The sequence below is a fragment of the Candidatus Defluviilinea gracilis genome (assembly GCA_016716235.1).
GTDB classification, from domain to species: Bacteria; Chloroflexota; Anaerolineae; order Anaerolineales; family Villigracilaceae; genus Defluviilinea; species Defluviilinea gracilis.
In genome coordinates, this window is sequence record JADJWS010000001.1 from 385902 (window position 1) to 412147 (window position 26246).

At 51.9% G+C, this 26246-nt stretch carries 31 protein-coding genes; 22 read left to right on the top strand and 9 right to left on the bottom strand.

The genetic code is table 11. The annotated features are described in order from the left end of the window. Positions 1 to 59: 59 nt before the first annotated feature. From kynU to IPM31_01825, 5 genes are all read left to right on the top strand, one after another. Complete coding sequence (gene kynU, locus IPM31_01805; protein MBK9005705.1) at positions 60 to 1367, top strand: kynureninase; 1308 nt, start codon at positions 60 to 62, stop codon at positions 1365 to 1367. Next, entirely contained in the window at positions 1367 to 2338 is a 972-nt protein-coding gene (locus tag IPM31_01810; GenBank protein MBK9005706.1) for a dual specificity protein phosphatase family protein, read from the top strand. The genes kynU and IPM31_01810 overlap by 1 nt, the downstream gene beginning before the upstream one ends. An 81-nt stretch (positions 2339 to 2419) precedes the next feature. Beyond that, a complete protein-coding gene (locus tag IPM31_01815) occupies positions 2420 to 2629 on the top strand; it encodes a type II toxin-antitoxin system HicB family antitoxin (GenBank protein ID MBK9005707.1) in 210 nt (69 codons plus the stop codon). Beyond that, positions 2622 to 2852 (top strand): type II toxin-antitoxin system HicA family toxin, encoded by a 231-nt coding sequence (locus IPM31_01820; GenBank protein MBK9005708.1) that lies wholly within the window; start codon positions 2622 to 2624, stop codon positions 2850 to 2852. Before IPM31_01815 ends, IPM31_01820 begins: the two co-directional genes overlap by 8 nt. Before the next feature lie 7 nt (positions 2853 to 2859). Next, the gene (locus IPM31_01825; protein MBK9005709.1) at positions 2860 to 3507 is read left to right on the top strand and encodes an SIMPL domain-containing protein; all 648 of its coding nucleotides are present in this window, start codon (positions 2860 to 2862) and stop codon (positions 3505 to 3507) included. Positions 3508 to 3646: 139 nt separating this feature from the next. On the opposite strand, the gene IPM31_01830 is transcribed toward IPM31_01825, so the two are convergent. Continuing rightward, a complete protein-coding gene (locus IPM31_01830) occupies positions 3647 to 4051 on the bottom strand; it encodes an META domain-containing protein (protein ID MBK9005710.1) in 405 nt (134 codons plus the stop codon). A gap of 322 nt (positions 4052 to 4373) precedes the next feature. On the opposite strand from IPM31_01830, the gene IPM31_01835 reads away from it, so the two are divergent. The 5 genes from IPM31_01835 to IPM31_01855 all read left to right on the top strand — a co-directional run bounded on the left by IPM31_01835 (position 4374) and on the right by IPM31_01855 (position 8799). After that, positions 4374 to 4922, top strand: a complete 549-nt coding sequence (locus IPM31_01835) for a transposase (GenBank protein ID MBK9005711.1) — start codon at positions 4374 to 4376, stop codon at positions 4920 to 4922. Between the two features lie 265 nt (positions 4923 to 5187). Continuing rightward, entirely contained in the window at positions 5188 to 5937 is a 750-nt protein-coding gene (locus IPM31_01840) for a transposase (protein ID MBK9005712.1), read from the top strand. A 161-nt stretch (positions 5938 to 6098) separates the two neighbouring features. Then, positions 6099 to 7103 (top strand): ATP-binding cassette domain-containing protein, encoded by a 1005-nt coding sequence (locus IPM31_01845; protein MBK9005713.1) that lies wholly within the window; start codon positions 6099 to 6101, stop codon positions 7101 to 7103. A gap of 111 nt (positions 7104 to 7214) precedes the next feature. Continuing rightward, positions 7215 to 8012, top strand: coding sequence for an ABC-2 family transporter protein (locus IPM31_01850; protein ID MBK9005714.1), 798 nt, complete (start codon positions 7215 to 7217; stop codon positions 8010 to 8012). Between the two features lies 1 nt (position 8013). After that, positions 8014 to 8799 carry an ABC-2 family transporter protein gene (locus IPM31_01855; protein MBK9005715.1) on the top strand — a complete coding sequence of 262 codons (786 nt, stop codon included), beginning with the start codon at positions 8014 to 8016 and terminating at the stop codon, positions 8797 to 8799. Positions 8800 to 8885: 86 nt separating this feature from the next. Here IPM31_01855 and IPM31_01860 read toward each other — a convergent pair whose 3' ends face one another. The 6 genes from IPM31_01860 to IPM31_01885 form a co-directional block, all read right to left on the bottom strand. Further along, positions 8886 to 9296: an META domain-containing protein gene (locus IPM31_01860; protein MBK9005716.1), complete on the bottom strand. Its 411-nt coding sequence runs from the start codon at positions 9294 to 9296 to the stop codon at positions 8886 to 8888. A gap of 116 nt (positions 9297 to 9412) precedes the next feature. After that, positions 9413 to 10234, bottom strand: coding sequence for a hypothetical protein (locus IPM31_01865; GenBank protein MBK9005717.1), 822 nt, complete (start codon positions 10232 to 10234; stop codon positions 9413 to 9415). Positions 10235 to 10266: 32 nt separating this feature from the next. Beyond that, entirely contained in the window at positions 10267 to 10503 is a 237-nt protein-coding gene (locus tag IPM31_01870; protein ID MBK9005718.1) for an AAA family ATPase, read from the bottom strand. Between the two features lie 48 nt (positions 10504 to 10551). Continuing rightward, positions 10552 to 10725 carry an AAA family ATPase gene (locus tag IPM31_01875; protein ID MBK9005719.1) on the bottom strand — a complete coding sequence of 58 codons (174 nt, stop codon included), beginning with the start codon at positions 10723 to 10725 and terminating at the stop codon, positions 10552 to 10554. A 233-nt stretch (positions 10726 to 10958) separates the two neighbouring features. Then, positions 10959 to 11198, bottom strand: a complete 240-nt coding sequence (locus IPM31_01880; GenBank protein MBK9005720.1) for a DUF433 domain-containing protein — start codon at positions 11196 to 11198, stop codon at positions 10959 to 10961. 59 nt (positions 11199 to 11257) lie between these two features. Beyond that, a complete protein-coding gene (locus IPM31_01885; GenBank protein MBK9005721.1) occupies positions 11258 to 12421 on the bottom strand; it encodes a hypothetical protein in 1164 nt (387 codons plus the stop codon). 87 nt (positions 12422 to 12508) lie between these two features. Here IPM31_01885 and IPM31_01890 point away from each other — a divergent pair, with 87 nt between their 5' ends. The 8 genes from IPM31_01890 (at position 12509) to IPM31_01925 (ending at position 20102) form a co-directional block, all read left to right on the top strand. Next, a complete protein-coding gene (locus IPM31_01890) occupies positions 12509 to 13150 on the top strand; it encodes an RluA family pseudouridine synthase (GenBank protein ID MBK9005722.1) in 642 nt (213 codons plus the stop codon). Between the two features lie 38 nt (positions 13151 to 13188). Further along, positions 13189 to 14043: a hypothetical protein gene (locus IPM31_01895; protein ID MBK9005723.1), complete on the top strand. Its 855-nt coding sequence runs from the start codon at positions 13189 to 13191 to the stop codon at positions 14041 to 14043. A 358-nt stretch (positions 14044 to 14401) separates the two neighbouring features. Next, positions 14402 to 14764, top strand: a complete 363-nt coding sequence (locus tag IPM31_01900) for a hypothetical protein (GenBank protein MBK9005724.1) — start codon at positions 14402 to 14404, stop codon at positions 14762 to 14764. Positions 14765 to 14776: 12 nt separating this feature from the next. Further along, positions 14777 to 16627 (top strand): PD40 domain-containing protein, encoded by a 1851-nt coding sequence (locus tag IPM31_01905; GenBank protein MBK9005725.1) that lies wholly within the window; start codon positions 14777 to 14779, stop codon positions 16625 to 16627. Beyond that, the gene (locus IPM31_01910; GenBank protein MBK9005726.1) at positions 16624 to 17763 is read left to right on the top strand and encodes a M23 family metallopeptidase; all 1140 of its coding nucleotides are present in this window, start codon (positions 16624 to 16626) and stop codon (positions 17761 to 17763) included. The genes IPM31_01905 and IPM31_01910 overlap by 4 nt, the downstream gene beginning before the upstream one ends. Positions 17764 to 17836: 73 nt before the next feature. Next, positions 17837 to 18946: a recombinase RecA gene (gene recA, locus IPM31_01915; GenBank protein MBK9005727.1), complete on the top strand. Its 1110-nt coding sequence runs from the start codon at positions 17837 to 17839 to the stop codon at positions 18944 to 18946. Positions 18947 to 18991: 45 nt separating this feature from the next. Further along, complete coding sequence (locus IPM31_01920) at positions 18992 to 19546, top strand: hypothetical protein (protein ID MBK9005728.1); 555 nt, start codon at positions 18992 to 18994, stop codon at positions 19544 to 19546. A gap of 184 nt (positions 19547 to 19730) precedes the next feature. Further along, on the top strand, positions 19731 to 20102 hold the full coding sequence (locus IPM31_01925; GenBank protein MBK9005729.1) for a hypothetical protein: 372 nt from the start codon (positions 19731 to 19733) through the stop codon (positions 20100 to 20102). A gap of 66 nt (positions 20103 to 20168) precedes the next feature. Here IPM31_01925 and IPM31_01930 read toward each other — a convergent pair whose 3' ends face one another. Next, positions 20169 to 22142: an ABC transporter ATP-binding protein gene (locus IPM31_01930; GenBank protein MBK9005730.1), complete on the bottom strand. Its 1974-nt coding sequence runs from the start codon at positions 22140 to 22142 to the stop codon at positions 20169 to 20171. Between the two features lie 296 nt (positions 22143 to 22438). On the opposite strand from IPM31_01930, the gene IPM31_01935 reads away from it, so the two are divergent. Continuing rightward, positions 22439 to 23035: a hypothetical protein gene (locus tag IPM31_01935; protein ID MBK9005731.1), complete on the top strand. Its 597-nt coding sequence runs from the start codon at positions 22439 to 22441 to the stop codon at positions 23033 to 23035. Between the two features lie 17 nt (positions 23036 to 23052). Here IPM31_01935 and IPM31_01940 read toward each other — a convergent pair whose 3' ends face one another. Continuing rightward, a complete protein-coding gene (locus IPM31_01940; GenBank protein ID MBK9005732.1) occupies positions 23053 to 23766 on the bottom strand; it encodes a hypothetical protein in 714 nt (237 codons plus the stop codon). Positions 23767 to 23960: 194 nt separating this feature from the next. Between IPM31_01940 and IPM31_01945 the strand changes: the two genes are divergently transcribed. The 3 genes from IPM31_01945 to IPM31_01955 all read left to right on the top strand — a co-directional run bounded on the left by IPM31_01945 (position 23961) and on the right by IPM31_01955 (position 26035). Beyond that, positions 23961 to 24644, top strand: coding sequence for a DUF4145 domain-containing protein (locus IPM31_01945; GenBank protein MBK9005733.1), 684 nt, complete (start codon positions 23961 to 23963; stop codon positions 24642 to 24644). Between the two features lie 240 nt (positions 24645 to 24884). After that, positions 24885 to 25832, top strand: coding sequence for a hypothetical protein (locus IPM31_01950; protein ID MBK9005734.1), 948 nt, complete (start codon positions 24885 to 24887; stop codon positions 25830 to 25832). Between the two features lie 50 nt (positions 25833 to 25882). After that, positions 25883 to 26035 carry a hypothetical protein gene (locus tag IPM31_01955; protein MBK9005735.1) on the top strand — a complete coding sequence of 51 codons (153 nt, stop codon included), beginning with the start codon at positions 25883 to 25885 and terminating at the stop codon, positions 26033 to 26035. Positions 26036 to 26246 lie beyond the last annotated feature (211 nt).

Consider the following 26246-nt stretch of genomic DNA (forward strand, 5'->3'; position numbering starts at 1 on the left):
CCCGCATCTTTCCTCTTTCATCCTTCATAATTCACCCTTCATCCTTTACAATGCACACCATGCCCACCTTTTCCCCCTCCCTCTCCTTCGCCCAAGAACTCGACTCCCTCGACCCCCTCGCCTCCTACCGCGAGCGCTTCGTCATCACCGACCCCGACCTCATCTACCTCGACGGCAACTCGCTGGGCATGATGCCCAAAGTCGCGCAAGAGCGAGCAAAACAAGTTGTCGAAGAACAATGGGGCAACGACCTCATCCGCGGCTGGAACAAAGGCTGGTGGGACGCGCCGCAACGCGTCGGCGACAAGATCGGCAAACTCATCGGCGCGGAGGCGGGTCAAGTGATCGTCACCGACACCGTATCCAGCAACCTCTTCAAACTCGCCACCGCCGCGCTCACACATCAACCCAACAAAAAACGAATCATCACAGATACTTTTAACTTTCCATCTGACCTTTACATTCTTCAAGGAATACAAAATCTATTATCCCCCTCTCCCCGCGGGAGAGGGGCTAGGGGTGAGGGCGAATACGAAATCCTTCGCATCACCCCCGCCGACAACGACATCACCCCCAACCTCCTCCAACTCGAAGGCTCCATCAACGAAAACACCGCCCTCGTCACACTCTCGCATGTCGTATTCAAAAGCGGATACATCTACGACATGCAAGCAGTTACCAAACTCGCGCATGAACGAGGCGCGCTCGTGCTATGGGATCTGAGTCACTCCGTCGGCTCCGTCCCCATCGAACTCGACCACTGCAACGCCGACTTCGCCATCGGCTGCACCTACAAATATCTCAACGGCGGACCAGGCGCGCCCGCCTTCCTCTACGTCAACAAAAAAATTCAAGACAAACTCACCTCGCCCATCTGGGGTTGGTGGGGACAAAAAAATCCGTTCGACTTCGGTCTCGACTACGAACCCGCCGACGGCGCGCAAAGATTCTTGGTCGGCACACAACCGATGATCTCCCTCCTCACAATGGAAGCGGGCATCGAACCGACTCTGCAAGCGGGCATGGACGCCATCCGCGCCAAATCCATTTTGATGACAGACTACGCTTCTTTCCTGACGGATAGCTGGCTCGCCCCTCTCGGCTTTTCCCTCGGCTCCCCACGTGACTCTGCCAAGCGCGGCTCACACATCTCCATCCGCCACGCCGACGGCTACCGCATCAACCGCGCCCTCATCGAAGAGATGAACGTTATCCCCGACTTCCGCGAACCCGACAACATCCGCCTCGGCTTTTCATCACTCTATACCTCCTTCGCCGAAATTCGGGAAGGCTTTGAACGCATCAAACGCGTGATGGATGAAAAGCGATACGAGAAATATCCGAAGCAAAAGTTGACCGTCACCTGATGACATCCAAGACTCGCGCGCGAATCATCGAACATCCCTTTGCCTCCCTTCTACAAGGCGGCAGGTTGGATTCCTACGAGGAAACCAAAAACACGATCGTGTTGCGCGTTCAAGGATTCCAGCCGCTGTCCTCCAAATTGATCCGCAAAGATGGGAAAATCATCGAGCGCGTCAAGGCAAAGTTCATTCCGTTGGAATTGACCTTCTCAACAATCTCCAAACTCAAACGGGACGATTTTTTCACCAACCTCGACAAATACAGCATGGACGATTCATCGCGAACCATCGCCTACATGTATTCATGGCGTCAGCCCAATAAAAAAGATGTATTCTACATGTTTGGTTTGCGCCTCCCTGTCGGGGCGGATATGTCATTTCTGGCGCGAAAAGTGACTTGCAAGATTAGCCGCGTTGTCCAAAAACCCTTCACCATCGAACGCGATTGGTCGCCCGCTCCGCCCATGACGAACAGATTGGTTCCCGAATTCAAGGCGATCAACAAGAAATACGGTGGCGATCCCGTCAACATCAAACGAAACGGCATTGAAATACGCCGCAGGCTGTTCGTCGGTGGAGTGCATGTACAACCCAAGTCGCGCCCGCAAGTGGACGCAGCGCTCAACCTCGGAGAAAAACCCAGCCGCTGGGTAAGGTCGGGAAAAGATTTACATCCAAACGACAGGGCAATCGAACACGGTGAGGGCTCGCAAGGGATGACAGTGGAACAAATCCGTGAGGAGGTGGGCTGGGTGATCGAGCGATTGAGAAACGATCAACGCGTCCTTGTCCACTGTGTGGCAGGGATGAATCGTTCCGTTACAATTTGCTGTGCCACATTGATCCTTTTGGAAAGGCTGAACGCCGAAGAGGCGCTTGCCCGTGTCCGCCAACATCACCCGTGGGCGCGACCCGATTCGCATCACTGGCTGGCGCTCCGCTGGCTGGCAACATCAAAAGGGAAAATCTCATAGCCCCCAACGCGGCCATTTGAGTTGTCTGCATTTGACAATTGAGGAAGATGCTATAATTTCAAAAGAAACAGGAGAACGACCATGACTCAAACTTTTACAGCCGTAATCCATAAGGAAGACAATTGGTATGTGGCAGATTGTCCCGAAGTGGGAACCGTGAGTCAAGGGGAAACAATCGAAGAGGCTGTTGCGAATCTCAAAGAAGCCACAGAACTCTACTTAGAAGAATTCCCGCTGAAAGAATTTAATCGCCGATTATTGACCACGTTCGACGTGGCAGTGTATGCCTAGTTTGCCGCATCTATCAGGGCGGGAGATCGTCCGCGCGTTGGAAAGGCTTGGCTTTGTTCAAGCGCGCCAGCGTGGAAGCCATGTTGTAATGAAGAAATCTACAAATGAGGGAACTGTTGGTTGTGTCGTGCCAATGCACAATGAAGTGGCAATTGGAACATTACACAGTATCCTCAAACAAGCAAGAATTTCAGCGGAAGATTTTCTGAAGGTTGTGAAGTAAAAACGCTATGGAATCCAAACCCGACACCATCAAAGTATCTGCCAATCATAAAGAAGAGATATCCGCCAACCGCGCGGACTTGTTCGTGACCGTCAAAGGGTCGTCGCTCGTCAGCGGGGACGCGGCGATGAAAAAAGCCAAAGAGGTGAATCAACTCGTCGAAGCAGTGACCAGCCTCGGGGTCAAATCGGAAGCGATCCACTTGCAGGGAGTCCACATCGAGACGTCGAGCGGCGCGTTGCTCAAATCATCCAGCGCGACGTATCGGCTGAAAATCCAGTGTGAAAAATTGGATTCGCTCGCCGAGATACTCGATGTTATCTCAGAGCAAAAGAACGCCACGTTGGAACGCATCGTGTGGAAGTACAACGAAGATGAAGCGCGCGAACGCGGCTTGCTCGCGGCGTTGGAAAAAGCCAAAAGCAAAGCGGACAAAGTGGCGAAGGCGATGGGCGTGAAAATTCTTGGCGTGTACGACCTGATCGAAAATACTTTCGACGAAGAGATGCCGTATCCGCAATTTGCGGCGATGCAGGCGGCGCCGATGAAACGTTCCGTGGGCATCACCCCCGAACCCAGCCTCGGCATGGACATTCAACACAGCAAGACGATCAATGTGAACGTAGAGATTTGGTATCGCGTGAGCGCGTTGTAAACCCAAGAGACTCAGCCACAGATTACACGGATTTACACAAATTAAGCCAACCCTGAATAGAGGGTTGGCTTTTCGATTTTCTCATCACGTAAAGAAATAAAAAATCCGTGACAATTCGTGGAATCTGTGGCTAAAGAATTTATTTCCGCGCCAACACAATCACAGACGCGCCATCGGCAGAAGTGATGGTCAGCGTATCGCCATCCAGCGAAAAGGTTGCGGCGCCAGCGAAAACGCTGAGGATGGCAGACTCTTGCACGCTCGCGTTGCCAATGCACGCCATCTTCGTCGAGATGAATGGGGCAAAAACGATGTTGCTACCCTCCAACGTGTATCCGCCATTGAATTGATTGCAACCCACATTGCCGCTGATCTTTTCAGCGTCAAACAAAATGGATGTGTCAATGCTCGGGTCGGCAGATGTTGGGCTGGAGGCTGAGCCATACGAAACGAGTCCCCATTCCCCCGCGAGGGATGGGGTCGCGGCGGGGGCGCACGCGGCAAGCATAAGCACAGCAACGATCAACAGATAGAATTTTTTCATGATATTCCTCGTAAATTTGTTTTCATTTTATCTGACGATATTTTCTCACAAATGTTCCCCAACGGCACGCGGCTATCTCCTCAAATGATTGGTTGAGAAAAAGCCTTGGAACGCGAATGCCGCTGATGAACGAATAACGCGAATTTTAAAAGTGTTATTGCGCCATTCGCGTTAAAAAATTTCTCCCTTTGATAGAACCATGAACGCGGCATCAGCCTCTAGCGCTTTTTTCTACAACAGAACTTACGCAGTTGGCAGGGGCTGTCTAAAAAGGGGAGGACAGCCCCTCCTCAGTTGGGGAAAAGTTTAATACAATAGGGAGATGAACAACCGAAACCTCACCTTCAAGCCGTACGCAATGGAGCAGTTGAGTCTGCTGCCGCCGAGTTTGGAAGAATTAATCCCTGAAAAACATCTGGTACGGGTGGTCAATCGCGTCGTGGATGAGCTGGACATCGAGCCGCTTTTAGCAAAATACAAAGGGGGCGGGACGAGCAGTTATCATCCGCGCATGATGTTGAAGGTGATTGTGTATGCCTACACCCAGAAGATCTATTCGTCGCGGAAGATCGAAAAAGCGCTGTGGGAGAATATTGGCTTCATGTGGATCAGCGGGGGCAACCCGGACTTTCACACGATCAACAACTTTCGGAGCGACACGTTGAAGGAAGCGGTGCGGAAAGTGTTCGCTTCGATGATGGAGCTTCTGGTGGAAGAGGGCTACGTGAAGATGGAGAATTACTTTGTGGATGGGAGCAAGCTGGGCGCAACTCCAACCCGCACAAAGTGGTGTGGGCGAAGAAGACGCAGAAATACAAGGAGAAACTACAACAGCAAATTCAGGCGTTGCTGGATGAAATCGAGCAGGTGAACGAACGCGAGAATGCAGTATACGGGGAGGAAAACCTGGGAGAACTGGGCGAGCAAAGCGAGTTGACGCCGAGAAGGTGAAGCGGAAAGCGGCGGAGATCAACGCCCAGTTGAAGGGAAAAGCCGCTGACGCCGGAACAGAAAAAGGCAATGAAGAAATTGGAGCAGGAGGATGTGCCGCGTTTGGAGAAGTACGAAGAGCAAGAACGCATTCTGGCGGGACGCAACAGCTATTCGAAAACCGACCCGCAGCCAGCAGTCTGCGCATGAAGGAAGACCGGGCGGCGCGCAAGCCGCTGGCGCGCCGGGCTTATAACGTGCAAATAGGAACCGAAGGACAGTTTGTGGTGGGCTATAGCCTCCACCAACAAGCCGACGATACCAGTTGCTTCATTCCCCATATGCAACAACAGCAGTTTCCGCAGGGCAAACAATTCAAAAACGTGTCTGGCGACGCAGGCTACGGCAGCGAAGAAAACTATGCCTATTTGGAAAAGCACGGCATGGGGAACTACCTCAAATACAACACCTTCCACCAGGAGCAACACCCGCCGCGCAAACCCGAACTGCTTGAGAAGATGCGCTTCAAGTCAACCTGCTTTCCCTACGATCAGGACAAGGATCAGTTCGTGTGTCCCGCCCACCATCGCATGGTCTATATCGAAACCAAACCCTACCAATCCAAAAACGGCTTCTTATCTGAACGGCGGGTTTATGAATGTTTGGAGTGTGCCGCCTGCCCTCTCAAACCCAAATGCACCAAAGCCAAAGGCAATCGCCAAATGCAAGTCGGATTTGAACTCCGCCGCTATCGTCAGCAAGCCAAAGACAACCTGCTTTCCGAGCAGGGTATGGCCTTGCGTAAATTACGAAGCATTGAACCCGAAACGGTCTTCGGGGACGTGAAACAGAACATGGGCTTCCGAAGGTTCATGCTCCGAGGGTTGAAAAAAGTGGATGTGGAGTGGGGTCTGGTGTGCATGGCGCACAATTTACGAAAACTGGCGATCCAATGACCGCCAGTTTTTTTGTCTCTTGCTCCGTTTACGCCGTTTTCTCAACTTGTTCTTCCCCTTTTTAGACAACCCCGCCGCCGCAGTGCAACTACGGCGCAACAGGTTCAACTGCGTAAGTCCTATACAAATGATAAAATCGCTCCTCTCAAAGGAACAAGGGCATGACTTCGGAATCCATTCTCGTTGAACAACTCAGCAAAACGTATCAAGTCCCCGAACGCGAAGGCGGATTCGGCGCGGCGGTGCGCGGCTTCTTCAAACGCAAATACAAAGATGTGAAAGCCGTGCAGGAAGTGAACTTCAAGATCGAGCAGGGAGAGATCGTCGGCTTCCTCGGTCCGAACGGCGCGGGGAAAACGACCACACTCAAAATGTTATCGGGTCTGCTCCACCCCACTGGAGGCAAAGCCGCCGTGCTGGGATTCACTCCGTGGGAACTCAAACCCGATTACCTGCGCTCGATGACCCTCGTGATGGGACAACGCAACCGTTTATCGTGGGACATCCCCGCGGCGGATTCGTATTTGCTCGCGCAAGCCATCTATCGCCTCTCGGATGACGATTATAAAAAGACATACAAAGAACTCGACGAACTTCTCGAACTCGAACCGTTGATGAAGAAACCCGTCCGCAACCTTTCGCTGGGCGAGCGGATGAAGGTGGAGATCGCGGCGGGATTGTTACATCGTCCCAAAGTGTTATTTCTCGATGAGCCAACGATCGGACTCGACATTTCAGGGCAGGTGAAGATCCGCGAGTTCTTGCGCGAGTACAACAAACGCACAGGCGCGACGATCCTGCTGACGAGTCATTACATGGCAGATGTGACCGCGTTGTGCGAACGGATCATCATCATCCATCACGGTCAACTCAAATATGACGGCGGCATCGCCAACCTTTCGCGTCGCATTGCGCCATTCAAATTGATCGGCGTGCGACTTGCCCTGAGCGAAGACGAAGGGTTGGAGAAGTCGAACGGACGCGATCTGTCGCAGTATGGCGAACCAGTTCAAAATGAGGAAGACGCGGAGAAGGTTTACATCCGAGTCAAATCGGAGGACGTCACCAAAGTCACATCGCGCATGTTGTCCGACCTCCCCATCCACGACATCACGATTGCCGATCCACCGATCGAAGATGTGATCGAACGGGCTTTCAACGAGTAAAGTTATGTCGTTGCGAGGGCGCTCTGCTCTTCGCCCGAAGCAATCTCCTCAACGTGTTGGAGATTGCTTCGTCGGAAAGAGCATCCTCCTCGCAACGACATGAGGTGAATCATGTTTAACATCTTCAAACGACTCTGGCAAGTGAACTGGGCGGAGCAATGGCAATACCGCGCCAACCTCATCATGTATATTTTGTACTGGCTCGTGTCGCCGATCATTTATCTCGCGGTGTGGACGAGCATCGCCTCCGCCAACGGCGACGTGAACGGACTGACCGCCAACGATTTTGTCACCTATTATATGATCCTGCTCATCGTCGATCAACTCACCAGCAACATCATCATTCACATCTTCGGATACAAAGTGCAAGACGGCTCGCTCTCGGGCGAACTCATCAAACCGATCCATCCGATGCTGACGAACACGCTCGTGAACGACATCGCTTTCAAGACGTTGAACTTCATGCTGTTGATTCCGATCTGGATCGGACTCACGCTTCTCTTCAAGCCTCAATTTGATTCAGTTTCCTTGAGCGGAATCGCCCTTGCGATCCCCGCCATCGTGCTTGGGTACTCCATCAACTTTTTACTTTCTGGCATCATCACCTCCCTCGCCTTCTGGACGACGCGCGTGTATTCGATTCACGAATTTTATTACGCGCTGACCTTGTTATTTGCGGGCTCCTTTGTGCCGCTGCAATTGATGCCCGAGGTCGTCCAAAACATTGCCCGCGTTCTACCGTTTCAATTATTCATGTATCTGCCGATTCAGATCATTCAGGGAAATCTCTCGACGAGCGAAATCACGCAGGGATACGCGACAGGCATCCTCTGGCTCGCCGCCGCCCTGATCGGGTTCCGATTCGTCTGGCGCGAGGGTGTCAAACGCTATTCGGCGGTCGGAGCCTGACATGCGCGCCTTCAAACTTATTTTCACCCTGATCAAGATCAACGTTCAAATGGCGGCGGCGTATCGCGCCGATACTGTCGTGAATATTTTGCTCAACCTGATGTGGCTCGGCTGGGAACTGCTCACCCTCAGCATTATCTTCAGCAACACACAAACCATCGGCGGCTGGGGCTTCGGCGAATTGATCGCCCTGCTCGGCGTGTTCCGCCTCGTCAACACGATGATGGTCGCGCTGATCTGGCCCAACACCGAAAAATTCAACGCATCCATCCGCGACGGTTCGATGGATTACACCATCCTGCAACCCGTCAACAGCATGTTCCTCGTCACGTTTTCGCGCATCACCATCTGGCGCGTCTGGGATTTACTCCTTGCCATCGTGTTGATCGCCGTCGGCATCAACATCTCGGGAGATTTGGTCACCCCGCTCAGTTTCGCGCACTTCGTCTTGCTCGCCGTCTCAGGCGTGATCATCATCTACAGTTTGTGGATCGTGCTTATCGCCCTCACCTTTTGGTTCACCAAATTCGACAACAACGTGACCATCCTCCACGCCCTGCTCGACGCGGGACGCTACCCATCCACTGTGTATCCCGTCTGGTTGCAGATCATCGTCACTTTCCTGATCCCCATCGCGGTGGCAACGACGATTCCCCTCCAAGCCTTGCGCGGCGAACTCGAGGGCTGGCGCATCGTGATGTTCTTCGCCATCGGCATCGCCAGTTTTATCGTTGCATCACAAGTTTGGAAACGGGGATTGAAACAGTATAGCGGAGCGAGCAGTTAAAAACGTAAGGCGAGATTAATCTCGCCTTACTTCTACAATTGATGTTTATGTAGAGCGCGCGCTCTAGCGCGCTTATATAAATGGTTCTATTTCTTCGCCAGCACAGCCACAGAACTTCCATCCGCCGAGGTGACGGTCAACGTATTGCCGTTCAATGTATAGGATGTGGTTCCAACGAATACAGCGAGGGTAACCTGTTCCTGTTCGCCTGCCGCGCCTTCGCAAAACATCAACGTCGAAAACAGAGCGCCGAATGTGATCGTGCCGTCGCCAGTTTTGTAGTCGCCGCCGAAGCCATTACAACCGACATTTCCATTCACTTGACCATCGTCGCCAAAGATGATGGAGGTCTCCACATCGGGCGCGGCGGGCGTCGGGTTGGCTGGGTCGCCATAGGATTCAAGAGTCCACTCCCCAACGATCGAAGCGGGTTTAGCGGAGGAACATGCGGCAAAAACAATTGCCATCACAGAAAGTAACATAAAAATCTTTTTCATTATCATCTCCAAATATGTTGTTACTGAATGGACGAATTTCCACACAAAAAGTTCCCGATGATAGCAGACGATGGACGACAGACAATTGACCATGATAGCGTCCAATCGTCAATGGTCTACTGTCCAATTTGGTTGAAATTTCTCCGCGCGAACAACGTAATCCCCGCCGCCGCTGAGACGTTCAACGACTCCACTTTTTTATTGATGGGGATCCGCGCCTTCAAACTCGCGGCATTTTCGATCTCGGGCGAGCATCCCTCTTTTTCACTGCCGAAGACGATGAGCAGACGTTCATTGATAGACGCGATCTCATCCACTGTTTTGTCCGCATCCGCAGACGTGACCAGCAAAGGTTGATTGTTTTGCTTGCAATAATCAATTAACTGATTTGTTGTCGCGGTCATCACGGGCAACGAGAACAGGTAGCCTCTGCTCGCGCGGATCAACCTGCGGTCGTATATATCTAATGGATCCATATTCAGCAGGATCATCCCGCCGACGCCCAACGCCAACGATGTGCGGATGATGTTGCCGATGTTCCCCGAAATGCTCACATCTTCCAGCACAACAACATCTTTCGTGATGGATTTCAATTTTTCCAACCCGATTGGCTTGGGAGTTTCAGCAATGGCAAAGATGCGCGATAGTTTATCGTTCTCGAACAGTTTCTTCGTTGTCCGTTTTGCTACTTCGTGGATGGTCGCGCCTGCGGTGAGTTTCTCTCTCAGGTTGTCGGAAACTTTGTCGTCGCCCGAAAAATAAACCGACTCGATCTCGATCTCCGCTTCGAGGGCTTGGGAGATGTTCTCCTCATCATCAATGATGATTTGGTTGAGTTCGCGCCGTCCCTCGCGCGTGAGCAGTTTGCGGATGGGTCCCGCGAGGGGATGGTTGAGCGAATCAACGAAGAATGGGTTGTTTGCGGAGGGTTCGTTCATATCAAGCATGATAACCGTGTCGAGAGTCGGGGTCAAGAAAGTTCATCTTCGGTTGGCGGTTCAAATAGTTTTGCCCACGATTCCAAATCCTCTCTGCGGACAAAGAACGTTCCCGACGGCAAGTTCATATTTCGCTCGGAGAGCCTTCGCCACAGTTCGTTAAGTTCAACATCTAAAACATGCAACTCCACCTTTGCGCCGAACGCCTCAGCTTCCGCTCGAAATCGGGATCGCTCTTCGCGTGACCAAAACCCATTTTCCAAAATCACGTCAACTCCAAGCGCAAGGATGCGTTTTGCAAAACTCCATTGAATGGACTATACAATATCCCGCAATCTGTCCATTTCTTCTCTATCGTCTGGGTCAAGGAGAATTTCCGCAATCCACTCATCGGGGCAGAACCGCACGGCGCCTTCCGATGTTTCAAGTTGTTTTGCAAGCGTTGTTTTACCCGAGCCTGGTAATCCACAAATCAGGTGAAGAGTTGCCATACATCACAAAGTAACTTGTGCAAGATTCACGTATGAGTCTATGTTCCGCAGTTTTGCTTCGGTAGCGAACCATCCACGAATAGAAACCACGAATTCTCGAATGGCGACGCGTCAATTCGTTTATTCGTGTGTATTCGTGGACGGTAGCCACTCTCACAAAAGAATATGTCTCGATTAGAAGTGTTCTTGCGTGACATCAGTAACGAGGACAATAAAAATAAACGGATACTTCATCAAGCCTGTGAAAGTTCAAGCGGATAGACCTTCTCGGCTTTGAGAATATTGGACGCGTACATCAGACAAGCGGCGATATCTTCGTGGGTGATGCCTGGGTAATTCCGCAGGATTTCGCTTTCATCCCAACCTTGACCAAGCAGTTCGACGATAAACTCGACCGCGAGTCTGGTTCCTTTGATGACTGGTTTGCCAACAAGGATTTTTGGATCAACGATGATTCTTTGCTTCCAGTCCATAGTTTGCTCCTTTTTTAAAGGCTACAACTCTGATTTTAGCACGGATGAAACTTGGGAAATTAAGGCAATCCCCATAAAATAACCGTAGATGGGTATTCTGGTCCAGCGCCCTCTGAGGCAGACACTAAAAATTGCCCATCGAACGAAAATTCAAGGCTGATCACTTTAGTTTTGTGTCCAGTTAACTCGGCTACCATTTCCCAAGTATCTGTTCGCCAAATTCTGACTCGACGGTCTATTCCGCCTGCCGCCAATAGACTTCCATCGGGCGAATAAGCAACAGTAAAAGTTTTAAATTGTGGATTAAAGCCTTCGACCTCTTTTTCGTTTTCCAAATCCCAAACATATATCTCACCTGCATCGCCTACCACGATGAACTTCCCATCTGGTGAAAATTCAAGATCTAAAATCGGGAACATGCTATTATCAATTACTTTCGGTTCGTTCCAGTCTGCCGTATCCCAAATCCGTATCGCTTCATCTTGTCCTGCGGCAGCCAACAATTTGCCGTCAGGAGAAAATGCCACAACATTAATACGGGCGACAGAATCTTTTTGGTCGGGTTGGATTTTTGTATCGAGCAAACGAGAAAATGTCTCCGTTTCGTATGCTTGGACATGCCCATCTGCATTTCCGATTGCCAGCAAGTTCCCGTCAGGCGACCATTGAACATCATTGATAACATGGCTCAATCTATCAGTTTGAAATTCAAACTGAGTAATAATTTCACCCGTGCTTAAATCGAAAATTGCCATCACAGTATCGACGCCCGAGGAGGGCAGAATTCGCATTGCCAACAACTTCCCATCTGGAGAAATTGCTATAGGTGGAAAAGGATATTCCGAGATACCTAATGGGCTGTTTGACACTTTATTTTTCTTCTCCCAAAGATAAAGCAATGAATCCTGTCCGTCGCTACTTGTTATAAATGAATTTGTATTAGGGATAAAAATATTACGGATTGGCGTCTGGTGGTCAGTGATGGTTTCCAGCGCAACAATAGTTGCAGCAGTGTCAGGGTTAATGGATGGCGCAGGGATTGCTGTTGGGGTCGGCGAAGGTTCAGGCGTAGATGTAGGTTGTTGCGTCGGCGTCGGGGACAGGTCAGTGGTTTGTGTTGGCGCGTTTGTAATTTCGGAAGTTGCAGGGTTTTCCGAAGGCGTTCTAAGACATGCAGATAAAAACAATACACTAATCAGCGAAACCAGAATTATTTTTCTCATACTTTTTCCTTGTAATTTGAATCGAACAGCCGCCATCATACTCAAGAAGATATGAATTTGACCTTTCACGTAGATTACAATTCAATAATGACAGTGATTTATCAAGACCAACACATCCTCGTCCTCAACAAACCCGCAGGGATTCCCGTTCTGCCTGATGGGTGGGAGAAGGATTCGCCGTATTTGGTGAAGATGCTGGAGGAGGAGTTCGGGAAAATGTGGATCATTCACCGCTTGGACAAGATCACCAGCGGGGTGATGGTCTTCGCGCGAGATGCGGAGAGTCACCGCGCGTTGAATATGCAGTTCGAGAATCACGAGGTAGAGAAGGTCTATCATGCGATCGTGGAGGGGAATCCAACGTGGGAGGAGAGAACGGCGAAGCATCCGTTGCGAGTCAATGTGGGGCATAAGCATCGGACAGCCGTGGACGACAGGAACGGGAAGCCGTCGGAGACGCGATTCAGGCTGAGGGAACTGTATCAAGCCGCGGCGTTGGTTGAAGCGATGCCGAAGACGGGGAGAACGCATCAGGTACGAGTCCATGCAAAGGCGGTGGGGCATCCGCTGGTGGGAGATGTCCTGTATGGCGCGGCGGAGTCGAATATTATTGCGCGTCCCGCGTTGCATGCGCTGTCGTTGACGCTCACACATCCAAACACTCACGAAAGACTCACCTTCAAAGCGGAGTACCCGCAGGACTTTGCCACAGCGTTGAAACTTTTGTAAGTTGAACGCGCTCAACTTCCTGTGGTATCCTTCGCCCGATGATTCCAAACCCTTCGACTTCGCTCAGGACAGGTTTGCCTCGCCTCGATATTTTGCCCATCGAAAGTTTGATCTTGCATGAAGACCACGACGCGCAAAGGAGCGCCCCGCTGATCGAAAAACTGCGCGGCGCGGGGGTTCTGCGCAACCCGCCCATCGTGATGCCATTAACGGACGGCACAGAACGGTACATGGTGCTGGACGGCGCGAACCGCGTCACATCGTTGCATGAGTTGGACTTTCCGCATCTTGTGGCGCAGGTTGTGCAAGCAGACGACCAAAACGTAAATTTACAAACATGGAATCATGTTGTCTGGGGGATGAGCGCGAAATCGTTGATGAGCGAACTTCGCAAACTCAAAGGCGTCGATGTTGTCAAAGTCGACACGCATAAATCGGTGGACGCGCCGAAGTACGCGCCTGTCAACGCGCGCCTGCCCGATGGGAAGTTGTATTTACTCCTGGAAGAGCCTACCGACCTTGCGAATCATATCGCCACGCTTCATGCGATTGTGAACGCGTACAAAACGTCCGCGTCGCTCGATCGCACCAGTCAGACGTTGATCGAACCGTTCCGCGAAGTTCACCAAGACCTGACCGCGTTGATTATCTTTCCGCGTTTCAAGATTCGCACCCTGCTCAAACTGGCGGGGAGGAAGATCGTTCTGCCCACCGGCATCACACGCTTCACCGTTTCGCCGCGCACGTTGCATTTGAATTATCCACTGCACGAGTTGTCGAGCGGAAAGCCGATCGAATACAAAAGGGAATACCTCAAGAAGTGGGTGGATGAGCGCGTGATGAAGAAGGGCGTGCGTTTATACGCCGAAGCGACATTTTTGTTCGATGAGTAACAACTAGAGATTAGAGACTGGAGATTAGTGGATAAGAGAATTAGAGGATTAGAGGATTAGAGGATTCGTCGCCACACATTGTCCCGATGGTCTTCGGGAGAGAACACAGAGAGATGTGAGCTTTTGGTTTATTCACTTTGACGACTCTTCCTGACTAAGGAACTATGGCTCTACCGTTTTTAACGGGAAACCTTTTTTTCAAACACAAAGGACACGACGGTCACAAAGGAAAACCCAAGGAATCTAGGCTCTTTTTTGCCTTTGTGTACTTTGTGCCCTTCGTGGTGAAGCTCTTTCCCGTTAATTACGGGAGACCCGGAACTATTCAACTACTCGACTATTCAACTACTTAACTACCATGGATTTCTTTTTTGCCGAAGACAATTTGAAACGCATGACGCCTGCGGAGACGCGGATCACGTCGCTCGCGGCGGAGCCGTACCCCGATGGCTATCGCGCGCGAGTGAACATCGAAGTTACGCCGTTTCAAAAGAGACCGCACATCGAAGTGGCGTTGAAAGACGCGAACGGCGGCGAGGTTGCCTCTGCAAGCATCGTCGAGCCGATGGGATGGAAACTCGAGCTCACCATGCACATCCGCGCTGAGGAGTTGAAGAATCCATACACGCTGGAGGCAAAGTTATATTATCCCGACGGACCTGCGCAAGAACCGGTCAAATTTTCCTTCGACGTAAAACCGCCTCAGCCCGGTTCTAGTTAATCGACATTTTCAATGCGCAAACCTTTTACCAGACTAACTCTCATTATCCCCCTGCTCCTGATTCTTTCATCGTGCTTGCAACCTGGCGAGGATCCGTCCACTCCGCAGGCGTTTTCGCAAACCCCTTCCACAGCCGATTCCGCCCTGCCGATCTCTAGCGGCGCGCGCGAGACGCTCATCTTTTCGATCGAGGAAGACGGCTACGCCCACCTCTTTGCATTCATCCCGAACCAGATGCCGCTCACACGTTTGACCGGCGATAAGTGGGACGACATCACGCCTGCCATCAGCCCGGATGGAACGCGGATCGCGTTCGCGTCCAACCGCAGTGGATACTGGGACCTCTATCTCTTCGACGCCTCCAACGGGGAAGTGACCCGGCTCACCGACACACCGGAATATGAGGGCGCGCCAACCTGGTCGCCGGACGGCTCATTCCTCGCTTTCGAAGCCTACCTCGAGGATAGTCTTGAGGTCGTGATTGGGCCGGCGGGGAATCCGCGAGAGGGCGCAATCTTGTTGACTTCCTCCGCAACCGCAGACCATTCGCCGGCGTGGTCGCCGGGCGGGCGGCAGATCGTATTCGTGTCGGATGGCGAGATCATCCTTGCCGACCTGGATAAAACCGACAACACGCGTTACGCCAACTTAAGCAACACAGCAGACGCGGCGGAATCGCATCCGGTCTGGTCGCAGGATGGGACTCGGTTGATGTGGGCGGCATCCAGCCAGAATGTGGGGAGAAGCGGGATTTACCTCTGGGATTCAACGCGCAACGCGCCCGCCGTCTGGGTCGCTGACGGGAATTATCCCGCATGGAATCCATCGGGAGACAATTTCATCACCACGTTTAACACGCCAAATGAAACCTATCTGGCGAATTATTCGCTGGATGGAAACCTGCTCGAACCGCTGGCAACCTTCCCCAGTTCGTTACGAGGCTTCGACTGGGCAAACCTGATCCTGGCAGAGCCTTTGCCGGCGATCGTTCAACAAACTGCGGGAATCACCCCCGCCCCGCTTTGGGTGTCGAACATTGCCGCGTCCTCCGAAGGCGCGGGGCGCGATTCACTCGTGAGTTTGAACAACGTGCAAGCGCCGTACCCGCAATTGAGCGACCGGGTGGACGAGGCATTCAACGCTTTGCGCGAGCGCGTCATTCTCGAATCGGGCTGGGATGCGCTCGCCAGCCTCGAGAACGCGTATGTTCCGATCACCACAGCGCTCGACCCGGGCTTCGAGGAATCGTGGCTATATACTGGGCGCGCTTTCGCCATCAATTCGTTGATGACCAACGCCGGCTGGATGGTTGCCGCGCGCGAAGATTACGGCGCGCAAACGTATTGGCGATTGTACATCCGAGCGCAGGCGCAGGATGGTTCGCTCGGCGAGCCGCTCCGCGCAAACCCGTGGGACCTCTCGGCGCGATATAACCTCGACCCGAAAGTGTACGAACAAGGCGGCAAGTACAGCGCCGTGCCTGCGGGGTATTGGGTGGATGTGACCGCGCTCGCCCTCCAGTACGGCTGGCAACGCGTCCCGGCGCTCCCCAACTGGCGGACGTTTTATCGAGGCGCGCGTTTCACCGAATTCGCGCTTACTGACGGGCTTGATTTTTATTCGGCGCTTTTGCAACTATATCCGCCCGATGTGTTGCTCACGCCCACGCGTTTGCTCCCGCCCACATTCACGCCGACCGTCACCTCCACCTTCACGCCGACCATCACGTTGACGCGCACGCCGCGGATTACGCAAACCACATCGTTGACGCCGACCATCACGCGAACGACCGCGCCAACCACCACGCCGATTCCAACCAACACAATAATGCCCACGGTCACGCCGCCGACGATCATTCCATGAGGAAGGTATTGAATGTAGGGTTCGCGTGGTCTCGCCTGTTTGGCTACAGTTCCTCCAAGAACAAGAGGATAGGTTTTATTTTCGGGTTGGCGATTCTAAGTTTGCTCGCCTCTTGCGTTCCCGCAACGCCGGGCAACGCGAGCCAGACCCCAACGGGGGTGATTGCCGGGGATGCGAATCAGCTACCTAGCGAGTCGGAAGCGACGCCGCGTCCCACGATCGAACCGTTTCGATTCATCCTGCCAACGCCCGGAGCAGAGCCGGTTTCGGGGTGGCGTCCGCCTCTGTACCCGATACCCTGGTCTGTTTCGCCGTATGATCATTTTTACTTCGCGCGCCCCATCGCGGCGGATAACGTCAACTGGCCCCTGGCGGAATATCGCTATGGCGGCGTGTTCTTCGCGCCGAATATTGTGCACACCGGCGTGGATATCGATGCGGCGGAGGGCGCTCCCATTCTCGCGGCAGGGGCGGGGACGGTTGTTTCGGCGGGTTGGGGCTTGTATACCGAAGTGCCCGGCAACGAGTCGGATCCGTATGGGCTGGCGGTGGTAGTTCGTCACGATTTTGGCTACAAGGGTCAATCGTTGTTCACAATTTACGCGCACATGAGCGCGATCTCGGCTGTTGAAGGTCAACACGTGGACACCGGCGATGTGATCGGCTTGGTCGGCGATACCGGCGCGACGACGGGACCGCATTTACATTTTGAGATCCGCTTGGGGAAAAACTCCTTCTACAACACATTCAACCCGGAGTTGTGGATGGCTCCGCCACAGGGTTGGGGCGTGTTGGTGGGTCGTATCACAGACGAAAAAGGCAAGTTGTTGAATCAATATTCCGTTGAGGTGCGGCCATTGCCCTCTGAAACGCCGTTGCGAAAAGTTCTCACCTACGCCGAAGGTTCGGTCAACGCCGATCCGTATTATCAAGAAAATTTGGTATTAAGCGACCTGCCCGCAGGGGTGTACAAAATCCTGATGGAATACAAAGAGAAGGATATGCAGTTCTTTGTGGAAATCTTCCCGGGGCAGGTCACTTACTTCACGTTTACAGACAAGGACGGGTTTCAACTAACCCCGCCGCCCGTGCCGACGCTGGATTTTCTGCCGGGGACGGCTACCGCCGTACCTTGACGCACAGAACATCTGTGCTATACTCTCGGCTACACAACATTAAGACTCTTACACTGTATTGGAGAAACACACCATGTCCCCTCGAAAATCTAAAACCGCTGTTGAAGAACAGGAACAACCCTCCCGCAATGTGGATGGCGCCAAACGCGCCGTGCTCGATAAAGCGCTCGGAGACATCCTCAAACGCTACGGCGATGGTTCCATCATCCGTCTCGGCGAAGCGCAACACATGCAAACCGAGACCTTCCCCACCGGCTCGCTCTCGCTTGACATTGCCCTCGGCGTGGGCGGCATCCCGCGTGGGCGTGTGATCGAAATCTATGGGCCCGAATCTTCCGGCAAGACCACCATCTGCCAGCACATCATAGCCGAAGTGCAAAAACTGGGCGGCACCGCCGCCTTCATCGACATGGAACACGCCCTCGACCCGGTCTACGCCGCGCGCGTGGGAGTGGATATCGACAACCTGCTCGTTTCACAACCCGATACCGGCGAACAAGCCCTCGAAATCACCGAAACCCTCGTCCGCTCGGGCGGCGTGGATATTGTCGTTGTAGACTCGGTTGCCGCGCTCGTGCCCCGCTCCGAAATCGAAGGCGACATGGGCGACGCCACCATGGGCGTGCAAGCAAGGCTCATGTCGCAGGCGCTCCGCAAACTTTCCGGTGCCATCAACCAGACCAAAACCGCCGTCGTTTTCACCAACCAACTCCGCTCGAAGATTGGCGTGATGTTCGGCAACCCCGAAACCACCACAGGCGGCAACGCCCTCAAGTTTTACGCCTCCGTGCGCCTCGATGTCCGCCGCATCCAAGCCATCAAGGTGGGCGAGGAAGTCATCGGTAACCGTACCCGCGTCAAAGTGGTCAAGAACAAAGTCGCGCCTCCGTTCCGCACCGCCGAATTCGACATCATGTTCAACGAAGGCATCTCGCGCGCCGGCGACATCCTCGACCTGGCAACCAAATTCGAGATCGTCCAGAAACGCGGCGCGTTCTTCTCCTATGGCGATCAACGCCTCGGTCAGGGGCGCGAAAACGCGAAAGACTTCCTCCGCTCGAACCCCGCGCTCATGGCTGAGATCGACGGCGTCATCCGCCAGAAAGCCTTAAGCGGCGAGATCGCCATGCCGCTCGAAATCGGCGGCGGCGAGGATGGCGGCGGATCCGACGAAGAAGCATAAATAATTCATGGGCGGACCGTTGTGTCCGCCTTTTTTATTTTTGACATGCTCCGCTTCATTTCGAAATTCATCCTGATTCTCCTCCCCGGCGTTTTCCTCGCCTCAGCCTGCTCGCCTGCGGATACGCCCACCCCGTTCATTCCGCCAACATCCCAGTCCCTGCTCATCGAACCCACGTTCATCATCCAACCCACACAAAATATCGTGACGGCACAATCTACGCCGTTGCCAACCATCGCCCCAACATCAGAAGCGGAAACCTGCGTCAACGATCTCACCTATATCGAAGACTTGACCATACCCGACAACACCTTCGTCACCTACGGCGCAGTCATCGACAAGCAATGGCTGGTGCAAAACAGCGGCACCTGCGACTGGGACTCAACGTATCGCTTCATCCACATCGGCGGCGCAGACTTGGGCGCCCAAACGGAAGCGTCGCTGTTCCCCGCCCGCGCCGGCATGAACGCCACCATTCAAATCATATTCACCGCGCCATTCACCGATGGAGAGTATGAATCCGCGTGGCAGGCATTCGACCCTGGCGGTCTCGCCTTTGGCGACCCGATCTATATCCGTGTGAATGTTGTTGCGCCATGAGAAAGCGATGCGCCAGCCGTTGAACTGCCGACGCATGATCAATAGGACTTACGCCGTTGAATCTGTTGCGTCGTAGTTGCACTGCGGCGACGGCAGTACAACTGCCCGCCAACCGCGTAAGTCCTGATCAAAATGCCATTATGTTCTTCTCCAGTTCAACTGCGGGAAGAACAGGAGAGAACGCATGCCCCCCCGAACCGACTTCCCCATCGTATTCGAACAATTGAAAAATATTCTCAAACCCTACGCGCCCAAACTCACCGTAAAAATGGATAACCAGAATGTGTTCTATCTCGATGGACCCTACAGCCAGAAATGGAAGAAGGAACTGTACTTCGCGTCCACCCACATCAAGAAAAATTATGTTTCCTTCTATCTCATGCCTGTTTACATGTACCCCGATCTATTGAAAGACATCAGTCCCGCGTTGAAAAAGCGAATGCAAGGGAAATCCTGTTTCAACTTCAAACGGGTCGAACCTGAGTTGTTTAAAGAACTCGCCGCGCTAACAAAGAGGGGCTTCGAACGATTCATGAAAGACGTATCGGTCTCGTGAATGGGTAACTCATGAACAGAACTCGGAGATTTTTGAAATCTCCGAGTTCTGTATAACGGGGCAAGGTCAAACTTTCTCACGATTGAACTGCGTTTCATACAACTGCGCATACAGCCCATTCAACGCAATCAACTCCTCATGTGTGCCGCGCTCGACGATCTTTCCTCGATCCATCACTAAAATCAAATCAGCCGCCAAGATTGTGGAGAGGCGATGGGCAATGACAATGCTTGTGCGTCCCGCCATCACGCGCTTCAACGCTTCTTGAATGAGCGATTCGGATTCGGAATCGAGATGGCTTGTCGCTTCATCCAAAACCAGAATACGCGGGTCTTTGAGGATGACGCGGGCGAGGGCGATGCGTTGTTTTTCGCCGCCGCTGAGACGGTAGCCGCGCTCACCCACAATGGTGTCGTAGCCGTCGGGCAGGTCCATGATGAATTGATGGATGTTGGCGGCGCGCGCGGCGGATTCAATTTCAGATTGAGTCGCGTCAATTTTTGCGTACGTCAAGTTCGTGCGGATGGTGTCGTGGAAGAGATACGTCTCCTGCGTCACCATGCCGATCGCGTTCGCTAACGAATCGAGCGTCACATCTTTGAGGTCGCGCCCGTCAATGCGGATGACCCCGTCGGTTGGATCGTAGAGGCGCGGGATGAGATAGGTGGTGGTTGTTTTGCCCGCGCCAGAGGGACCGACGAGGGCGATCAACTGTCCAGGATGGGCGACGAAGGAGATTCGCTCGAGGGCTACATCGCGGGCTTGAGAGGGCGAGTCAGTTTCCCCGTCGGATAAAGAACCGCTTCTCTCCTCCCGATGATTGGTCGCAGACCCTCGACCATTTCCGCCCTTCGACATTTGTCGTCCATCATCCGCAGTCTTCTTATCCGCCAACGACAAGACCGCGCCGACATCTTCGTGGCGTCCGTAACGTTTTACATCCTTCAACAATTTGGAGGGGTCAATGTGATAGTCGAACGAGACGTTGTCGAATTCGAGTTCGCCGCGCACATCACGCAGAGGCGTCGCATTTTGTTTTTCGACGATGTCCTGCGGCAGGTCAATGACTTCGAACACGCGCTCGAACGAAACCATGCTGGTCGAAAATTCGACGGGCGCGCCCGCGAGACCTTGAAGCGTGCCGTAGAGTTGACCGAGATACGAACCGAACGCAACGATGGTGCCGACAGTGAACGTGCCCGCGATGACGTACCAGCCGCCGAGACCATAAACGAGCGCAGTGCCAACCGCAGTGATGAGACCGAAGATGACGAAGAACGTCGAGCCGACGACGGCGCGGCGGATGCCGATGTCGCGCACGCTCGCGGCGCGTTGACGGAAACGATTCTCCTCTTCGCGCGTGCGCCCAAAGAGTTTGACGAGAAGCGCGCCGCCGATATTGAGGGTCTCGTTCATGTGCGCGTTCATCTGCGCGTTGGTATCCATGGCTTGACGCGCAATATCGCGCAAGGTGTTACCGAGTCGTTGCGCGGTGATGATGAACAACGGAAGAATGACGATGCTGATCAGAGTTAATCGCCACTCCATCGTGAGCATAACCGCGAGCAATGCAATCGCTTCAATTAAGTTCGTCACGATGTTGACGATGGTATTGCTGATGGCATTCTGCGCGCCGACCACGTCGTTGTTGAGGCGGGACATCAATTCGCCCGATTTTGTGTTGGTGAAAAATCGCAGTGACATGTGTTGCAAGCGCGAGAATAACGTTGAACGCAGATCGTAGATCACACCTTCGCCGACGGCTGAGTTCAAACGACGCTGAAAGACGTTAACGACGCCCGTCAGCGCGGGGATCGCCAGCAACGCCACGCCCAGCCAGACGAGTCGATTCACATCCTTGGCGGGAATCACTACGTCAATCATATTGCGGAAAATCAGCGGCGTCAGCAGGGACAGACCTGTGGTGAGGAGGATCGTGACGAGCATCCCTGCGATGTGCCACCAGTATCCGCGCGCATACGAGAGAACGCGCAGTAAAAGTTGTTTGGTTACTTTGGGCTTTTCGTCGCCCGAACGCATGTAGGAAAACCAGCCGTAGCCGTGCATAGGAACTCCTGGGAGGTGGTAATTGGTGATTGGTGATTGGTAATTGGTGGTCGAGTAGCCCCGAATGGTTTTAAGAGGGGCGTATCGAGACTAGAGATTGGAGACTGGAGACTTTTCCAACCTTTGAGAATTGGAGGATTAGAGAATTGTTCGACTATAAGACGAGAGGACTAAATTGGCAACTGGACGAAGGGGGAGGTTAATGAAAGTCTGATGCGATGCAGAGGATGTATAATCGCATCAAGATCTTCGAAAAACCTGGAGGCGCAATGACCGCAAATAATTTATCTTCCGCGACAACTGGCAAGATGGCGATCACAACAGGTATCATATACATCCTCGCGGCTGTTCTTCTGATCATCTTCTTCGCGGTGGGGCAGCCGTTCGGAACGCTGAACGATATCTTCAACGGCTTGGCAGGAATTTTCAGCGGAATTTTGGCATGGATGTTGTTTGTTGAACACCGTGCAACATCGCCTTCACTGTTTCGAGTGGGAATCGTCCTTGCGTGGGTAGGTGTTATCACCGTGGTAATTGGCTCTGTGCTTGTGATCTCACAGATCACAGGCTGGGTTCTTGCAGGGCTGTACTCCTCGGCAGGCAGCGCGTTGATCGGTCTGTGGGTACTGGTATTCAGTTATTCGATGCTGAAAAATAACTTCTTGAATCGCAACCTGAATATTTGGGGGCTAGTCGCGGGCGTACTGATGGTTACTGGATTAGCCGTACTTCCCGGGATATTTTCAGGTTTCGACTCGGAAACGACTGTCCCCTGGTATCTCTACGTTGCTGGTTTGAACGCGCTTGGAGGGATTATGTATATTATCTGGTGCATCAGGCTGGGACGCGCGTTGTTGCGCAAGTAAAATTCGAGTCTGTCGGACTACTTGAGCACTTCCCTCAATTGCAGATCGGAGAAGGCGACATCCAGAGTTGATTTCTCGGTCGGGACGACAGCCAGATAGAGTTTGCCGCGCTTGAATTGATCGTCTTTGAATGAAGTTGCCAGCACCCCGTTCAAGTAGACGCGGAACTGCCCTCCGTCGCAGAGGACGCGCAAACGGTTCGTCTCGTTCATCCCTGCTCGCAGGGCGGTGTGATTCGCCCACGGCAGTAAATCTTCCCATTTCAGTTCGTTCTTCTCATCTTTTTTATAATAGCCAATGGTGTACGATCCCAACACGGAGACCAACACTGCATACCCACCGTTATCAGAGAAGCGCGCATAAAACCCCGCGCGGATGATGTTCTCGTCGCCGCCAGTGAATTTCATGTTGATGCTGGCGTCGAAGTCATCCAAGAACCCCGAACTTTTCAACACATAATAGGAATTGGGACTGGGTTTGTAACTTCCGCGCAACTCGGAGGGACTGCCTTTGTAGAAGGTGAGCAGTTCCTCGTTGATCACTTCCCAGCCTGGCATGGTTTTACTGCTGAAATCCGCGCCGAGGATCAAATCTCCCATGTCGGGTTCGGGCGTGAGGGTCTTCGGCACGCGGAAACTGGTGCCGCAAAATTCACACGAGACCAAGTCCGATGCTTTGATGGCTTTTTGAGGGAGCGCCGCTCCGCAGTTGGGGCAGTTGAGTGCTTGCATAGGTTGCTGGATTGTAAAGCAGAATTGGCATGTGGACAACGTAGAGTAAGTGGCAAGTTGGGTCAACTGGATGAAAGGAGAGGTTAATGAAAGTCTGATAGTGCCATAGGTGGGGATATAATATTCACAAGCAGATTGCGCGTGAAATGAATCAGCGAAAGAATTTGCTTGCTTACTTGCTTGGAGGAAAATTTATGACCGCACAAACTGAGACGAAAGAACGTATTGTTTGCGAGACTTGCGAGCGCTTGACATGGAACCAAATAATCTTTAGTCAAGAGTTTCAGTTCATGGTTTATGATGGTGAAGCATATTTGGGTGACGAAAAATCAACTTGGCAAATTCTCCAATGTCTTGGCTGTGGTTCTGTTACAGCAAGAGAAATGGCTGACCTCAAATTCGGCGATAATGAAACTCACTACGAGAGGCTTTATCCTAAACGTACTGATCATAAAGTGAAATTTTACGTCAAATTATCTGGAAAAATGCGCCGTTTATACAATGAGACATCGGATGCTTTCAATAGCCAGAACTTCATACTCTGCGCTGCTGGATTAAGGGCTTTGCTAGAAAGCGTTTGTTTAGATAAAAGAATAACCGAGGGCCCAAATGAACATGGTCAAATCGTAAAGACGTTGGACGGTAAAATTAATAGTTTATCCAAAATTATTCCACCAGAGATTGTAAAGAACTTGCATAGTTTCCGTTTTCTTGGCAATCAAGCGCTTCATGAATTAGAAATACCAATCGAATCAGATTTAAGGATTGCTTTGGATGTCATTGAAGATATTATGAACGTTGTTTACGAGTTGAATTTCAAGTCAAAGTATTTGTTTCAGAGAACATCTAAGAAAAAAATGAGGCGTCGCAGGGATTAGAAGATACCATCATCTGAACGGGCTTCGTAGGAATAGCCGTGGATTCTGCATATGCCTGTCAGGGTATCTACGGGCAGGGATGAGACTGCAAATTCAGGTGACTGTGACTTTTGAAATGACAGCCATCTTTTGGCTATGTCTGAAACTGAACAAGTGGAGAGGTCGAGGAAAGTAGGACACAAGAGGAGTATAATTTACCGAATAAGTTAATTTTCGGATTAATTCGTTGGGAGAATTTCAATGTCAAAATTCTTGTTTGAAGAAAGCCATTTTTTGGTTGATCCTAATCAATGTTTTCTGATAATGCCGTTTAACCCTGAACTTCGTAACGTTTACGATGCCATAGAAGGAATCGTGGTTGACAAATGTGGATTAAAATGTGTTCGTCCTGATAAACTTTCTGGCTCTAATCGCATTACAAGCGATATATGGAAATTCGTAAACGAGTCGAGATTTGTTATTGCTGACTTAACAGATCGAAATCCAAACGTGTTTTATGAAGTTGGAATTGCGCACGCGCGAAACAAGCCTGTTATTTTTATTACACAGAATCCATCCTTAGAAGTGCCTTTCGACGTAAGAGAAATACGCCATATACCCTATGACCTACAAAATCTTGGCAAGATTGCCAGTGAATTACCTAGCTATATTAAGGAAGCATTAACCACTATCCCTGCAAACTGGAATAAAAATTTCCTTCCCCCAAACCAGTCTGGCTCTTACGTAAAGATTACATCGCTTGAGGTACCAGAAACCGTATCGCAAGGGCAGCCATTTGAGATAACAATTATTGCTAAAAATTATGGGGCACATGCAAAGCAAGGTTATTTTTCTGCCTCTTTTCCATCCATGGTTGATAAGGTAGAGATAATAGAAAGCAGTGAGTCTATTCAAACACAAACAGGAACTAAAGGTGGTCGATGGAGTGGAGGAAGAGTAGTATTAAAATATCCAATTGCTGAGGGCTACAAATATTCAAACGACTCATATAGTTGGGCTAATGGGGAAGAGTTTTTTATGAAAGTTCGTGCTTACTCAAACAAAAGTGGTTTACTAAGATATTTTGTGAATGCATGTGCACAGGATATGTTGTCTGGTCAATGGCAATATGATCCGAGCGATAAAGACAGATTTGATGTTGATCAACGTAATGAGACTGTGTACTCAGGCATAATTCAAGTAATCTAGCACTATTTATTCGCAATAAAAGCGCCTCGATAGATGTTGTCTTTCTCTACATGTTTGAAGTAATCCCCTCCTGGAAGTCCTCCTTCCCCACCGCCCATGCAGGGATTTTGATCACGCGGAACATCTCCATCCCGCTCACCCGCACGGGATTCAAATCCCGTGCTACACATACGAAGCCGACTGAAGTCGGCAAGCCCGCTTGAGCGGACTTTGTATGAATAGCCCGACGATTCATCGTCGGGCGGGCATGACAAAGAGACCTCTCAAATGTTCAACATAACCCCTAACTGGAAATCAACCTTCCCCAACGCCCACGCAGGGATATTGGTCATGCGGAACATCTCCAACCTCTCGCACCCGCACGGGATTCAAATCCCGTGCTACACATACGAAGCCGACTGAAGTCGGCTAGTC

Bases quoted from the DNA above. Each gene is read 5' to 3' on its own strand.
- IPM31_01930 (MBK9005730.1), bottom strand. From the start codon at position 22,142: ATGCGTTCGGGCGACGAAAAGCCCAAAGTAACCAAACAACTTTTACTG.
- IPM31_01895 (MBK9005723.1), top strand. From the start codon at position 13,189: ATGATTCCAAACCCTTCGACTTCGCTCAGGACAGGTTTGCCTCGCCTC.
- IPM31_01865 (MBK9005717.1), bottom strand. From the start codon at position 10,234: ATGAACGAACCCTCCGCAAACAACCCATTCTTCGTTGATTCGCTCAAC.
- IPM31_01890 (MBK9005722.1), top strand. From the start codon at position 12,509: ATGACAGTGATTTATCAAGACCAACACATCCTCGTCCTCAACAAACCC.
- IPM31_01860 (MBK9005716.1), bottom strand. From the start codon at position 9,296: ATGAAAAAGATTTTTATGTTACTTTCTGTGATGGCAATTGTTTTTGCC.
- IPM31_01955 (MBK9005735.1), top strand. From the start codon at position 25,883: ATGTTTGAAGTAATCCCCTCCTGGAAGTCCTCCTTCCCCACCGCCCAT.
- IPM31_01880 (MBK9005720.1), bottom strand. From the start codon at position 11,198: ATGGACTGGAAGCAAAGAATCATCGTTGATCCAAAAATCCTTGTTGGC.
- IPM31_01940 (MBK9005732.1), bottom strand. From the start codon at position 23,766: ATGCAAGCACTCAACTGCCCCAACTGCGGAGCGGCGCTCCCTCAAAAA.
- IPM31_01825 (MBK9005709.1), top strand. From the start codon at position 2,860: ATGGAATCCAAACCCGACACCATCAAAGTATCTGCCAATCATAAAGAA.
- IPM31_01830 (MBK9005710.1), bottom strand. From the start codon at position 4,051: ATGAAAAAATTCTATCTGTTGATCGTTGCTGTGCTTATGCTTGCCGCG.
- IPM31_01900 (MBK9005724.1), top strand. From the start codon at position 14,402: ATGGATTTCTTTTTTGCCGAAGACAATTTGAAACGCATGACGCCTGCG.
- IPM31_01855 (MBK9005715.1), top strand. From the start codon at position 8,014: ATGCGCGCCTTCAAACTTATTTTCACCCTGATCAAGATCAACGTTCAA.
- IPM31_01810 (MBK9005706.1), top strand. From the start codon at position 1,367: ATGACATCCAAGACTCGCGCGCGAATCATCGAACATCCCTTTGCCTCC.
- IPM31_01935 (MBK9005731.1), top strand. From the start codon at position 22,439: ATGACCGCAAATAATTTATCTTCCGCGACAACTGGCAAGATGGCGATC.
- IPM31_01945 (MBK9005733.1), top strand. From the start codon at position 23,961: ATGACCGCACAAACTGAGACGAAAGAACGTATTGTTTGCGAGACTTGC.
- IPM31_01820 (MBK9005708.1), top strand. From the start codon at position 2,622: ATGCCTAGTTTGCCGCATCTATCAGGGCGGGAGATCGTCCGCGCGTTG.
- IPM31_01815 (MBK9005707.1), top strand. From the start codon at position 2,420: ATGACTCAAACTTTTACAGCCGTAATCCATAAGGAAGACAATTGGTAT.
- recA (MBK9005727.1), top strand. From the start codon at position 17,837: ATGTCCCCTCGAAAATCTAAAACCGCTGTTGAAGAACAGGAACAACCC.
- IPM31_01925 (MBK9005729.1), top strand. From the start codon at position 19,731: ATGCCCCCCCGAACCGACTTCCCCATCGTATTCGAACAATTGAAAAAT.
- IPM31_01885 (MBK9005721.1), bottom strand. From the start codon at position 12,421: ATGAGAAAAATAATTCTGGTTTCGCTGATTAGTGTATTGTTTTTATCT.
- IPM31_01850 (MBK9005714.1), top strand. From the start codon at position 7,215: ATGTTTAACATCTTCAAACGACTCTGGCAAGTGAACTGGGCGGAGCAA.
- IPM31_01875 (MBK9005719.1), bottom strand. From the start codon at position 10,725: ATGGCAACTCTTCACCTGATTTGTGGATTACCAGGCTCGGGTAAAACA.
- IPM31_01920 (MBK9005728.1), top strand. From the start codon at position 18,992: ATGCTCCGCTTCATTTCGAAATTCATCCTGATTCTCCTCCCCGGCGTT.
- IPM31_01910 (MBK9005726.1), top strand. From the start codon at position 16,624: ATGAGGAAGGTATTGAATGTAGGGTTCGCGTGGTCTCGCCTGTTTGGC.
- IPM31_01835 (MBK9005711.1), top strand. From the start codon at position 4,374: ATGAACAACCGAAACCTCACCTTCAAGCCGTACGCAATGGAGCAGTTG.
- IPM31_01845 (MBK9005713.1), top strand. From the start codon at position 6,099: ATGACTTCGGAATCCATTCTCGTTGAACAACTCAGCAAAACGTATCAA.
- kynU (MBK9005705.1), top strand. From the start codon at position 60: ATGCCCACCTTTTCCCCCTCCCTCTCCTTCGCCCAAGAACTCGACTCC.
- IPM31_01840 (MBK9005712.1), top strand. From the start codon at position 5,188: ATGAAGGAAGACCGGGCGGCGCGCAAGCCGCTGGCGCGCCGGGCTTAT.
- IPM31_01905 (MBK9005725.1), top strand. From the start codon at position 14,777: ATGCGCAAACCTTTTACCAGACTAACTCTCATTATCCCCCTGCTCCTG.
- IPM31_01950 (MBK9005734.1), top strand. From the start codon at position 24,885: ATGTCAAAATTCTTGTTTGAAGAAAGCCATTTTTTGGTTGATCCTAAT.